The sequence below is a fragment of the Pseudomonas sp. TE3911 genome (genome assembly GCF_054062775.1).
This window is the reverse complement of the sequence record NZ_JBSSFP010000001.1, coordinates 5,219,379-5,231,271: the sequence shown is the minus strand read 5'-3', so window position 1 is coordinate 5,231,271 and position 11,893 is coordinate 5,219,379. Positions and strand designations below refer to the sequence as shown.

The window sequence follows — 11,893 nt, the reverse complement described above, 5'->3', positions numbered from 1 at the left end:
CAGGTATTCTGAAATTAAATATAACCATGCCAACCAGTGGCAAAGGGAATGATGATGTTCGATCCCGTGTTGCTCAGAAGCTTTGTCGCCGTGGTGGACTGCAGCAACTTCACCCGCGCCGCCGAGCGCCTGCATTTGACCCAATCCACCGTCAGCCAGCAGATTCGGCGCCTCGAAGACGCGGTGGCGTGCCAGTTGCTGGACCGCGACCAACGCCGCGTGGTCGCCACGGCTGAAGGTGAGCGCTTGCTGGCCTATGCGCGGCGCATCCTTGCGCTGCATGAAGAAGCCGCCGATGTGCTGATCAACCAGCAGAGTGACGGCGTGCTGCGCCTGGGGGTACCGGAAGACTTTGCCGCAGAGCGCCTGATGCCGCTGCTCTCGGCGTTTGTGTTGGCGTATCCACGGGTGCGCCTGGAGGTCACCAGCGGTCTCGGTCCCGAGTTGCAGCGCCAATTCCGCAGCGGCGAGTTCGATGTGTTGTTGGTCAAGCAGATGGGCGACAGCGATGACTGTCTGGCCTCGTGGCCCGAGCCGCTGTGTTGGGTCGATAGCCGCAGCATGCCGTCGTTGGGCCGCGACCCCTTGCCGTTGGTGGCCTTTCCGGTGGGCGGGTTGTACCGCAACGAAATGCTGCACCACCTGGAAGTCAGCGGCTGGCGCTGGCGCATCGGCTATTCCAGCGCCAGCCTGGCCAGTGTGTGTTCGGCTGTGGCGGCGGGGTTGGGCGTGAGTCTGTTACCGCGCCGGGTGGTGCAGCCTGGGCATGTGGAGTTGGGGCCGGACAGCGGTTTACCGGCGGTGCAAGGCGTGCGCCTGGCGTTATATGCGCGTCCTGGCCTGAGCGCGGCGGGGCAATGCTTGCAGGCTGAACTGTTGGATTTGTGCGCAAACAGCCCCGTCGAACCATGCCTTTACTGAATATTTTTTATGCCTGAAAAGCATTGAAAAAACACACCTCAGCGCCAGGCCTTGCAGGCTCTGGCTTGGGCGTTCGTGCCGGCTTTGTTTATTCAATTTAGATCTATGTATAACTTCAAAGATTACTTTAAGAGATAAGCGTCTGGCCCCGATGATTCAGCCCTCGACGGCCTTCCACGCAGGCCTGTCGGTTTTTGTTTTAAGACCGTAGGGAGTGAATCAATGGGCAATGTCCAGACCGCCGCCAGTGCACACGAGGCGCTATGGCGTCAGGCACCTGGTGGTGAGTTGGTCGACCTTGGCCGGCCGCACCGCGCGCCGTTGGGGCAACTGCGAACGCAGAAGACTCCAAAGCGTTTTTCTAGCCGCCGCGAAGGGATAATCCTGGGGCTGCTGGTGCTGGCCCTGCACGGTGCGGTGATCTATTGGGTGAGCCAGAAGGCGACGCCAGTGCTGCCGATTGTGCCGCCGGAAATCCCACCGATGACCATCGAGTTTTCCCAGCCAGCGCCGCCAGTGGTTGAACCTCCACCGCCTGCGCCACCACCACCGCCGCCGCCTGTGGTCGAGCCACCGCCCCCTGTGGTGGATGAGTTGGCTGCCAAGCCGGCGCCGAAAAAGATTCCGAAACCCAAGCCGGTGCCAAAACCCGTGCCCAAACCGGTCGCCAAACCGGTAGAGCAACCGCCGGCGCCACCGGTCCCTGCGCCACCTGCGCCAGCGCCGGTCGCCGCGCCTGCGCCCGCCCCGGTTACTCCGGCTTCTGCCAACGCCGCGTACCTGAAGAACCCGGCACCTGAATACCCGTCACTGGCCCAGCGCCGGGGCTGGGAAGGCACGGTGTTGTTGCGGGTTCATGTGTTGGCCAGCGGCAAGCCGGGTGAGATCCAGATCCAGAAAAGCAGCGGTCGCCAGCAACTCGACGACGCCGCACTGACCGCCGTAAAGCGTTGGAGCTTCGTGCCGGCCAAGCAGGGCGATGTGGCTCAGGACGGCTGGGTCAGCGTTCCGATCGACTTCAAGATTCACTAACTATTGCGCTTCGGTGTGTTGCACACGCCGCGACTTGTACAGAGGGAAAACATCATGGCATTAGCATCTCCACTTGAATCCATCGAAAGCGCGGTGATCTGGCTGCTGGTGGTCTTTTCGGTCGCCACCTGGGGCTTGGCCTTGCTCAAGGGCGTGCAGTTCGGTCGCCTCAAGGCCCAGGATCGCAAGTTTCACAAACAGTTCTGGGCGGCGTCGAGTCTTGATTCGGCCGCTGAATTGACAGAGACCCAACCGGGTGCCGCTGCCCGCGTGGCCCAGGCCGGTTATGCCGCGATCCAGGTTGGCGATGCGCCTCACGCTGCCGACTTGAGCCAGGCAATCAACCATCAGGACCGCCTCGAACGCGCCCTGCGCCAGCAGATCGTACGTGAGCGTCGCTCTCTGGAGACCGGTTTGGCCGTGGTCGCCAGTATCGGCAGCACCTCACCGTTTATCGGCCTGTTCGGCACCGTGTGGGGGATCATGGAAGCGCTCAAGGGCATCAGCGCCGCCGGCTCCGCCAGCCTGGAAACCGTCGCCGGCCCCATCGGCGCCGCACTGGTTGCAACAGGCGTGGGGATCGCCGTCGCCGTACCTGCGGTGCTGGTTTACAACTACTTCCTGCGGCGCCTCAAGCTGACTGCCGCCGACCTGGATGACTTCGCCCACGACTTCTATAGCCTGGCGCAGAAAAATTCCTTCCGTGTGCTGCTGCACCCGGCGCTCAACAAAAGCGCTGCCGGCAACCCGCAAAAAGTGAAGGAGGCGTCCTGAAATGGCCTTTTCCACGCAAGACAGCGATGAAGTGCTGAGCGAGATCAACGTCACGCCGCTGGTAGACGTGATGCTGGTGCTGCTGGTGGTGTTTATCGTCACCGCGCCGCTGTTGACCAACGCGATCCCGATCAACCTGCCCAAGACCGAGGCCGTGGCGCCGGTGGAGCAAAAAGACCCGCTGGTGGTGAGCATCGACGGCGCCGGCAAACTGTTTATCAACAAGGACGAAATCCAGCCGGACCTGCTGGAATTCAACCTGCAGGCGGCCAAGGCCAAGGACCCCGATGTGCGGGTGCAACTGCAGGCGGATGACGGAGTGAACTACGGCGAAGTGGCGCGAGCCATGGCGTCTATCGAGCGCGCGGGGATTACCAAACTGTCGGTGATTACTGCACGTTAGCTTCAAAAGCCTCGACAATTTTTTGGCCGTCTCCTTGGCAGGGTGCGGCCTTTTTTTTGCCTGGGTTTCAGCAATACCACACGTTCAAAGTGCGCCAACCCCAGCGATTTGTGGATACCGGATTTCAACTTCTCGCTGAAACGTTCTAACGCTCTCTTTTAGCCAGTTAATCAACCTGGCGATATCAGGTTCCGACTGCCGCCCATTCCGACAAATAACGTAGTACGCGGCCGGCGACATCATCACCGGGCCGCCTAGCGTGACTAATGCACCTTCTTCCAACTGGTCATACACCAACGCTGTTCTGGCCAGCGCAATCCCGCCCCCCTTCACCGCCAGGCTGATTGCCAGGCTTGAGTCCGGAAAGCGCGGCCCATGGTGATAAGGCGCAGCCGCCAAGCCCTGAAATGCAAACCAGCTTTCCCACCCCGGGCACACTTGATCGTCCACGCGGTGAATGAGCGGGTATCGCGCAATATCTGTCAGCGGAATATCGCCGTTCGCTTGTTGAAATGCCGGTGAGCAAACCGGGAACACGGCATCGCGCATAAGTAGCTCGGCATGATGATCCGGGTAGTTGCCGTATCCCATCACAATCGCAACATCGAATTGATGGGCGCCGAGATGGGTGCTGTTCATATCCGCACTGGTCAATACCAGGTCGAGATTCAATGAAGCGTCGGAGTGAAAACCATGCATCCTGGGAATCAGCCAGCTGGAACACAGAGAAGACGTGCACGAGAGGTAAAGCGGCTGGGACTTGCTCGGGTTAAGTGTGTGCAACACCGCCTCAAGCGCGTTGAAAAAACCGTCAGCCACCGGCAACAAAGCCTGTCCCGCAGCGGTGAGATTGACGCCCCGAGAGTGGCGCTCGAACAACTGCACGCCCCACCACTCCTCCAGCCCTGCAATCTGATGGCTTATCGCACTGGCGGTCAGGTTCAACTGGGAGGCGGCGCGCGCAAAACTCCCCGTTTGCGCAGCGCTGACGAAGGCTTGCAGCATGGGAGTAGGTGGCGGACGTTGGCCCATCAGGTGCTCACTTTGATCAGGATGATCCCGCAAACAATGACGAACGCCGAAAGCATCCGCCGCCAGCCGAACCGCTCGTGAAAAAACAGCGCGGCAATAATGGCGCCGATAATAACACTGGTTTCCCGCAACGCTGAGACCTTGGCCACCGCGTCCAGGGACAGCGCAAACAGCACCAATCCGTAGGAAGTGAGGTAAAGAACGCCGCCCATAACGCCGACTTTCCAATGGTTGCGAATGGCCTCGGCGAATGCCAAACGCTTCTTGAAAAACGCCAGCGCCGGAATCGGAATGCTCTGGAATACCGTCAGATAGAGGATGTATTGCAGCACCGTCTCACTGGCTCTTACCCCTTTGGCATCCACCACCGTGTATGACGCGATAAACGCACCAGCACATACGGCCATCAAGATTGGTTTGAACATGCGCGCGGTCATCCTTCGCACGAATGTCAGGCTGATGATGCCTACACAAATCAGCAACACCCCGCCCAATGCGTGGAACGACAGATGCTCATTCAGCAGGACGTAAGAAAACAGTGCGACCAGAACCGGTGGCACTCCACGCATCACCGGGTAGACCTGGCCGAAATCACCGGTTTCATACGCTTTGATCAGGAACAATCGATAGGCGGTGTTGAGCACTACGGAAACCAGCACGTAGCCCCACACCTGCAGGCTTGGCGCATTCACCAGCGGCAGCGCCGCCAGGCAGATCAGCAACGCCGTACCGTCGACCATGGCCAAGGTCATCAAGCGACTGCTCCCGGCCCGGACGACTGCGTTCCAAGTGGCGTGCATGAGGGCAGATATCAAAACTAGGGTGATCGCGATGTTGGAGTTGTCCATGGGGCTCGGGCGGGGGAGGAAATGAAGGCGGCTATTTAACGCAGTCATGTGCCATGGTCAGAAGCGAAAGCTCGTCAGTGCTGCCATTAAGAACCGTCATGGTTTTTAAAGGGCCAGCAAGTCATGTCCCTTTAAATTGCAGGACGTTTCCGAGACAATCCCCGCCGCCTTGCGGCTGTTGGAATGGATGGCTAGTCTTCGGCCCGTCGCTGGTTTCCAGTGATCGGGTTTAGCAGCCTGATTTCAATAGGCACACGGTTCACATCTTCATTTATGGTGGCTGTGCGTGGGGCACCCTCGGGTGCGCTGGTGTTCCTATTGACCAGTCTGCTAACCCGCGTACAGCTGCCACCTATCGTTTAGCAGCGCTAGTGGTAGCTCCGGTGTTCAATAGGAGTTGCACCATGACCAAGGCACTTCCCGATCCACCCGTTGACTGTCTCGTCGCCAACGACAACCTCAGTTTCGAGGACGCCCAACTCTATATCGCCCATCTGATTCACAGCGCCTAAGCCACCGTATGGGACTGTTGTGACCACCTGCAACCGCATGACCGAGCGAAAATCCATGCGGTGTGGCATTTGCTGGAAATGGCCAAGACCGTGGTAAATCGCACCATCGACTGCATGCCTCGTACCCATCACGTCATCTAAAAACCACTGCAAATTGAATGTGAAATCGAGTCAATGTGGGAGGGGGCTTGCCCCCGATAGCGGTGGATCAGCCACCTACTTGTTGCTGACGGACCGCCATCGGGGGCAAGCCCCCTCCCACATTTTGAGCCTAGATACATTTGGTTTTTTGGTTATTAATAAATAGCTTCTTATTCCTTAACGAATATAACCCTCGTCCCTATACTGTCCTACAACGTTAAACGCTGCAGGAGGGCACACCCATGCACAGCGAGTCGATTCGTTATTTGATCGTGCCGGGCTGGCAAGGATCGCCAGAAGATCATTGGCAAACTCATTGGCAAAATAGCTTGCCCAACAGCGCGCGCGTTGAGCAGGCCGATTGGCTCACCCCGCGTCGCGAAGACTGGGTGGCCGCGTTGGCTGAAGCCATCGCTGCCGACAGCACGCCGGTAATCCTGATCGCCCATAGCCTTGGCTGCATCACTGTGGCCCATTGGGCCGCCGCTGCGCCGTTGCAGTACTTGCGGCAGGTGCGCGGTGCCTTGCTGGTGGCGCCGGCTGATGTCGAACGTCCGGCTTGCTCTCCAGCCCTGCGCAACTTCGCGCCGATCCCGACCGACTTGCTGCCTTTTCCCAGTCAGGTGGTCAGCTCCGACAACGACAGTGCCGTCAGCGCCCCGCGTGCGCTGGAACTGGCGCGCAATTGGGGCGCCGAAGCCGGCATCCTGTCCGGCGCCGGCCATATCAATGTGAAGTCCGGCCACCAGCGTTGGGAGCAGGGTTTCGCCTACCTCTATCGCCTGCAAAGCCGCCTTGAGCACCACGCCCGGCGTAGCGCATAAATTTTTTCAACGCCCTGTCCCTGAGTGGATTTGGGGCGGGAGCCTGCCATGAGTCTGCATGAAACCTTCGGCCAGCCGTTGCTGACCTTCCCCGACGCCGAAAAAAGCCCACTGAGCATTCGTGCCAAGGCACTGGTGTTCGTCGACCCGCGTTCGCGTCAACTGCGCGAAGAGCTGGAAAGCCTCGCACCGCGTGCTTTGCCCGTGTTGATTCGCGGCGAGACCGGCAGCGGTAAAGAACTGCTGGCGCGGCATATTCACCGGGGCAGTGATCGCACCGGGCTGTTTGTCTCCGTCAATTGCGGCGCGATCAGTCCCACCTACGCCGACGCCGAGTTGTTCGGCTACGCGGCGGGTGCCCACAGCGGCGCGGCCAGCAGCCGGGCCGGGTGGTTTGGTTCGGCCAATGGCGGCACCTTATACCTGGATGAGATCGGCGACTTGCCGTTGCCGATCCAGGTGAAATTGCTCGCAGCCCTGGAAAACCACGAAGTTACCCGCGTCGGCGCCCATCAGCCCAGCCCGGTGGATGTGCGCTTGGTAGCTGCCACCAGTATTGATCTGGCCCAGGCCGTGGCGGCGGGCAAGTTTCATGAGCGACTGTTCCATTACTTGAGCGAAGGCCGACTGGACTTGCCAGCGCTGCGCGAGCGGGTCGGCGATATCCTTTCGTTGGCCGAATATTTCCTGGGCATCTACAGCCAGCGCCTGGACCTGCCGGTGCCGTTGATCAGCGACGCTGCCCAGCGAGTCCTGGAGCACCACAGCTGGCCGGGCAATACGCGCGAGCTGGAGAACGTTATTCACTTTGCCTTGCTGGTCAGCAGCGGCGACGAGATTTTGCCCGAACATTTGAACCTGCCGGTGGCGGGTTCACCGGTGGAGCAGCTGCAGCGGATTTTCAACGCTGCCAGTCCTGCCGAGCAGGAATCATTGCGAAAATTCCTGTATGAGCAAAATGGAATATCAACGTGAATAAAAGATATTGTTCGGGAATAAAAAATATAGGTATTGTCCGTTTCACGCCGCGATAGCACTTCGCTGGCACACCACATAAAAACGGTCGTCACCGACGCCCCCGGAATTCCGATAAGGACACTGCATGAAAAAGGTTCTGTTGTTTACCGCTCTGGCGGCTGCCCTGACTGCCGGCTTCGCCCAGGCCAACGAGAAACTGGTCGTAGCCGCGACCCCGGTGCCGCACGCCGAGATCCTCGAACTGGTCAAGCCAGCCCTCAAAAAGCAAGGCGTGGACCTGGAAATCAAAGTCTTCACCGACTACGTACAGCCAAACGTGCAGGTTGCCGAGAAGCGCCTGGACGCCAACTACTTCCAGACCCTGCCGTACCTGGAAAACTTCAACAAGGGCAAGGGCACCAACCTGGTTACCGTGGTTGGCGTGCACGTTGAACCCTTCGGCGGTTACTCGAAAAAGATCAAGAATATTTCTGAGCTCAAAGATGGCGCCACCGTTGCCATCCCGAACGAAGGTTCCAACAGCGGCCGTGCCCTGTTGCTGCTGCAAAAGAACGGTCTGATCACCCTGAAAGACCCGACCAACGCCCTGGCCACGCCGAAAGACATCGCCAGCAACCCGAAGAACCTGAAGTTCAAAGAGCTGGAATCGGCCCTGCTGCCACGCGTGCTGGACCAGGTTGACCTGGATTTGATCAACACCAACTACGCCCTGGAAGCTGGCCTCAACCCAGCCAAGGACGCGCTGATCATCGAAAGTGCCGACTCGCCTTACGTGAACTTCCTGGTGGCTCGCCCGGACAACAAGGACAGCGACGCTATTCAGAAACTGTCCAAGGCCCTGACCAGCCCGGAAGTGAAAGCATTCATCGAGAAGAAGTACAACGGCGCGGTCGTGCCGGCGTTCTGATGTAACTCAAAACCCCCTTCAAGGTTTCAACGCCGACGGCTTGCAGAGCGTCGGCGTTTTTTTATGCCTGGAATTTGGAATGCAATCGACATGTGGGAGGGGGCTTGCTCCCGATAGGGGTGTTTCAGTCAAAGATGTACTGACTGAACCACCGCTATCGGGAGCAAGCCCCCTCCCACACTTGATCTTCATCTTACTTTGGATTTTTCGTGGTTTTAGAGAGCTCGGCTGTTAATCGCCCTGCGCAACGCCACCAACCACTTCACCAGCTCCTGCGGATCAATCGGTTTCGCTTTGTTCATGGTTCATTCCCTCGAAAAACAGACCCCCCAACCATAGCTGCCACCTGTCCAACCCGCGAATCCGGGGGTTATCTTTTTGGGTGATATCAATATGCTATTTAGGTATTTAAATTTTGCTTTTTATACCTTTAGAGTTCGCGCTACCCGGCGTTACCCACGCCGGAACGGACTGCGCTCGCGGCATTACCCATGCGGCGATATGGACTCAAGATGACCTTCGATTTCGCATTTATCCTCAGCACCCTGCCGGCGTTTCTAAAAGCCGTAGGGGTGACACTGCAAGTAGGCTTGATCGCCATTGCCACCTCGCTGCTGGTGGCGCTGATCAACGCCGCGCTGCTGGTGTTTCGCACGCCCTACCTGTCGCGCCTGGTAGCGCTGTACGTGGAGCTGGCGCGTAACACGCCGCTGCTGATCCAATTGTTTTTCGTGTACTTCGCGTTGCCGGCCCTGGGCTTCAATATCTCCGGGTTCTGGGCGGCCATCATTACCATGACTTTCCTGGGCGGCGCCTACCTCACCGAAGTGCTGCGCGCGGGTGTGGAAGCGGTGCCGCTGGCGCAGATCGAGTCGGGCAAGTCCATTGGCCTGTCGGAATGGCAACTGCTGCGCCACGTGATCCTGCCTCAAGCGGGCATCCTCAGCCTGCCGGCGTTGTTCGCCAACTTCATCTTCTTGCTCAAGGAGACCACCGTGGTCTCTGCCGTGGCAGTGCCGGAGATTCTCTACACCACCAAGAGCTACATCGCTCTCTACTACAAGACCTACGAAATGCTCGCCGTGCTGACGCTGATTTGCGTGCTGTTGTTCTTGCCGCTATCGCTGCTGCTCAGCCGCTTGGAAAGGAGGCTCCAGCATGGCCAGTTCGGGTCTTGAGTTGTTGTGGGTGTCGTTGCCGCAATTGGGTAAGGGCGCTGCGCAAACCCTGTCGATTTCGTTTTTGAGCATCGCCTTCAGTACGGGCGGCGGCGTGTTGTATGGCGTGCTGCGCACCTTGAACAACAGGCTGATCAACGCGGTGCTACGGGGTTACCTGGAGCTGTTCCGGGCGATTCCGGTGCTGGTGTGGTTGTACCTGCTGTTCTTTGGCCTGCCGATCTTCTTTGGCCTGAGCATCCCGAGCTTCTGGTGCGCGGTGCTCGTGCTGTCGTTGTGGGGCGCCAGCGAAGTGGGCGAGGTGGTACGCGGCGCGTTGCATTCGCTGCCCCGTGGCCAGCGCGAAGCCGGCCTGTCGATTGGCTTGTCCGACCCGCAGTTATACGGCTACGTGTTGCTGCCTCAGGCCCTCAAGCGTATGACCCCGCCGACCATCAACGTCTACACGCGCATCATCAAGACCAGCTCCCTGGCGGTGCTGATCGGCGTGGTGGATGTGATCAAGGTGGGCCAGCAAATCATCGAGCGCACCTATGAGTCGGTTCTGATCTACGGCGTGCTGTTCCTGTTTTTCTTCTTTATCTGCTACCCGTTGTCGGCCGCCTCCAAGGTGCTGGAACGGCGCTGGGCCCAAGCATGAGCGCATTGATCGAGTTCCAGGGTTTCAACAAATTCTTCGGCGACCAGCAGGTGCTCAAGGGCATCGACCTGAGTGTGCAAAGCGGCGAAGTGGTGGTGATCCTCGGCCCCAGCGGCTGCGGCAAAAGCACCTTGTTGCGTTGCCTTAACGGGTTGGAAGTGGCCCACAGCGGCAGCCTGCGGTTTGCCGGCAAGGAGTTGCTGGAAAAAAATACCGACTGGCGCCAGGTACGCCAGGACATCGGCATGGTGTTCCAGAGCTACCACCTGTTCCCGCACATGAGTGTGCTCGACAACATCCTGCTCGGCCCGCTCAAAGTGCAAAAACGCGACCCCCGCGAGGCCCGCGAGCAGGCCGAGAAACTGCTGGAACGCGTGGGCCTGGCTGACAAGCGCGATGCCTTCCCGCGCCAGCTTTCCGGCGGCCAGCAGCAACGCATCGCCATCGTCCGTTCGCTGTGCATGAACCCTCAAGTCATGCTGTTCGACGAAGTCACCGCCGCCCTCGACCCCGAGATGGTCAAGGAAGTGCTGGAGGTGATCCAGGGCCTGGCCCGCGATGGCATGACCCTGCTCATCGTCACCCATGAAATGGCCTTCGCCCGCGCCGTCGCCGACCGCGTCGTGTTTATGGAGGCCGGTCGCATCCTCGAACACAACACCCCCGAAGAATTCTTTACGAACCCGCAAACCGCACGCGCGCAGCAGTTCCTGGAGAAGTTCTCCTTTGTGTCAACACTGCCCAAGAAAACCAAGGAACTGGAGTTGCTATGAAAAAGTTACTGCTGCCACTGTTGGCCGTCGCCTTACTGGCCGGCTGCGATAAGAAGGCCGAAGAGCCCGCCAAACCTGCTGCCGCCGTGAGCTACCTCGACAAGATCAAGGCGCGCGACAAGCTGATCGTTGGTGTCTTCACTGACAAACCACCGTTTGGTTTCGTGGATGAAGCTGGCCGCTACGTCGGCTTCGATACCGACATTGGCCGTCGATTCGCCAAAGACCTGTTGGGCGATGAAAGCAAAGTCGAATTCGTCGCCGTCGAGCCGGCGAGCCGCATTCCGTTCCTGCAAAGCGATAAGGTCGACCTGATCCTCGCCAACATGACCGTGACCCCGGAACGCAAGGACGCCGTGGATTTCACCAACCCCAACCTGAAAGTCGCGGTACAGGCCCTGGTGCCGAACAACAGCTCGGTCAAAAGCTTGGACGATCTGGCCACCCGCACCACTATCGTCACCACCGGCACCACTGCTGACATCTGGCTGACCAAGAACCACCCGGATTGGAAACTGCTCAAGTTCGAGAAAAACTCCGAGTCGCTGCAAGCGTTGTCGGCTGGCCGTGGCGATGCCTATGCCCAGGACAACCTAGTGCTGTTCAGCTGGGCCAAGCAGAACCCCGGCTACCGCGTGCTGGAAGAGAAACTCGGCGACGAAGCGCCCATCGCGCCTGCCGTGAAGAAGGGCAACGTCGAACTGCGTGACTGGGTGAATGCCGAGTTGGCGAAGTTGGGTGAGGAGAAATTCCTGCTCAAGCTGTATGACCAATATGTGCGCAAAGAACTGAGCGATGACACCCAGCCTGAGAGTGTGATTGTTGAAGGCGGGAAGTGGCAGGGCTAGTTCTGCGCTGACTGTTATGCCGCTATCGGGAGCATGGGGTATCTACACAACTTTCAGCCCCTGACAAATCTCCCTGTGGCGA

The 11,893-nt window shown here is 59.0% G+C and carries 13 protein-coding genes and 1 pseudogene; 12 read left to right on the top strand and 2 right to left on the bottom strand.

Features of this window, described 5'->3' with window-relative positions; translation table 11 throughout:
• Positions 1-54: 54 nt before the first annotated feature.
• From ACVWXD_RS23640 to ACVWXD_RS23625, 4 genes are all read left to right on the top strand, one after another.
• Positions 55-921 carry a LysR family transcriptional regulator gene (locus ACVWXD_RS23640; protein ID WP_032884891.1) on the top strand — a complete coding sequence of 289 codons (867 nt, stop codon included), beginning with the start codon at positions 55-57 and terminating at the stop codon, positions 919-921.
• A gap of 222 nt (positions 922-1,143) precedes the next feature.
• Positions 1,144-1,953 carry an energy transducer TonB gene (locus ACVWXD_RS23635; protein ID WP_457371381.1) on the top strand — a complete coding sequence of 270 codons (810 nt, stop codon included), beginning with the start codon at positions 1,144-1,146 and terminating at the stop codon, positions 1,951-1,953.
• Positions 1,954-2,004: 51 nt separating this feature from the next.
• On the top strand, positions 2,005-2,727 hold the full coding sequence (locus tag ACVWXD_RS23630) for a MotA/TolQ/ExbB proton channel family protein (RefSeq protein ID WP_457371600.1): 723 nt from the start codon (positions 2,005-2,007) through the stop codon (positions 2,725-2,727).
• Position 2,728: 1 nt separating this feature from the next.
• Positions 2,729-3,130: an ExbD/TolR family protein gene (locus tag ACVWXD_RS23625; RefSeq protein WP_010565408.1), complete on the top strand. Its 402-nt coding sequence runs from the start codon at positions 2,729-2,731 to the stop codon at positions 3,128-3,130.
• An 84-nt stretch (positions 3,131-3,214) separates the two neighbouring features.
• On the opposite strand, the gene ACVWXD_RS23620 is transcribed toward ACVWXD_RS23625, so the two are convergent.
• Both ACVWXD_RS23620 and ACVWXD_RS23615 read right to left on the bottom strand, forming a co-directional pair.
• Positions 3,215-4,162: a LysR substrate-binding domain-containing protein gene (locus ACVWXD_RS23620; RefSeq protein WP_181644132.1), complete on the bottom strand. Its 948-nt coding sequence runs from the start codon at positions 4,160-4,162 to the stop codon at positions 3,215-3,217.
• On the bottom strand, positions 4,162-5,010 hold the full coding sequence (locus ACVWXD_RS23615; protein WP_032884895.1) for an EamA family transporter: 849 nt from the start codon (positions 5,008-5,010) through the stop codon (positions 4,162-4,164). The genes ACVWXD_RS23620 and ACVWXD_RS23615 overlap by 1 nt, the downstream gene beginning before the upstream one ends.
• A 404-nt stretch (positions 5,011-5,414) precedes the next feature.
• Here ACVWXD_RS23615 and ACVWXD_RS23610 point away from each other — a divergent pair.
• The 8 genes and pseudogenes from ACVWXD_RS23610 to ACVWXD_RS23575 all read left to right on the top strand — a co-directional run bounded on the left by ACVWXD_RS23610 (position 5,415) and on the right by ACVWXD_RS23575 (position 11,811).
• A pseudogene (locus ACVWXD_RS23610) lies at positions 5,415-5,663 on the top strand (hypothetical protein).
• A gap of 242 nt (positions 5,664-5,905) precedes the next feature.
• Positions 5,906-6,487: an alpha/beta hydrolase gene (locus ACVWXD_RS23605; RefSeq protein ID WP_032884898.1), complete on the top strand. Its 582-nt coding sequence runs from the start codon at positions 5,906-5,908 to the stop codon at positions 6,485-6,487.
• A 48-nt stretch (positions 6,488-6,535) separates the two neighbouring features.
• Positions 6,536-7,462 carry a sigma 54-interacting transcriptional regulator gene (locus ACVWXD_RS23600; RefSeq protein WP_032884899.1) on the top strand — a complete coding sequence of 309 codons (927 nt, stop codon included), beginning with the start codon at positions 6,536-6,538 and terminating at the stop codon, positions 7,460-7,462.
• 127 nt (positions 7,463-7,589) lie between these two features.
• Positions 7,590-8,372: a MetQ/NlpA family ABC transporter substrate-binding protein gene (locus ACVWXD_RS23595; protein WP_095186308.1), complete on the top strand. Its 783-nt coding sequence runs from the start codon at positions 7,590-7,592 to the stop codon at positions 8,370-8,372.
• A 512-nt stretch (positions 8,373-8,884) separates the two neighbouring features.
• Positions 8,885-9,550, top strand: coding sequence for an amino acid ABC transporter permease (locus tag ACVWXD_RS23590; protein ID WP_457371380.1), 666 nt, complete (start codon positions 8,885-8,887; stop codon positions 9,548-9,550).
• Positions 9,531-10,190: an amino acid ABC transporter permease gene (locus ACVWXD_RS23585; protein ID WP_181644133.1), complete on the top strand. Its 660-nt coding sequence runs from the start codon at positions 9,531-9,533 to the stop codon at positions 10,188-10,190. Before ACVWXD_RS23590 ends, ACVWXD_RS23585 begins: the two co-directional genes overlap by 20 nt.
• Positions 10,187-10,963, top strand: a complete 777-nt coding sequence (locus ACVWXD_RS23580; RefSeq protein ID WP_099602124.1) for an amino acid ABC transporter ATP-binding protein — start codon at positions 10,187-10,189, stop codon at positions 10,961-10,963. The genes ACVWXD_RS23585 and ACVWXD_RS23580 overlap by 4 nt, the downstream gene beginning before the upstream one ends.
• Positions 10,960-11,811 carry a transporter substrate-binding domain-containing protein gene (locus ACVWXD_RS23575; protein WP_457371379.1) on the top strand — a complete coding sequence of 284 codons (852 nt, stop codon included), beginning with the start codon at positions 10,960-10,962 and terminating at the stop codon, positions 11,809-11,811. Before ACVWXD_RS23580 ends, ACVWXD_RS23575 begins: the two co-directional genes overlap by 4 nt.
• Positions 11,812-11,893: the final 82 nt, after the last annotated feature.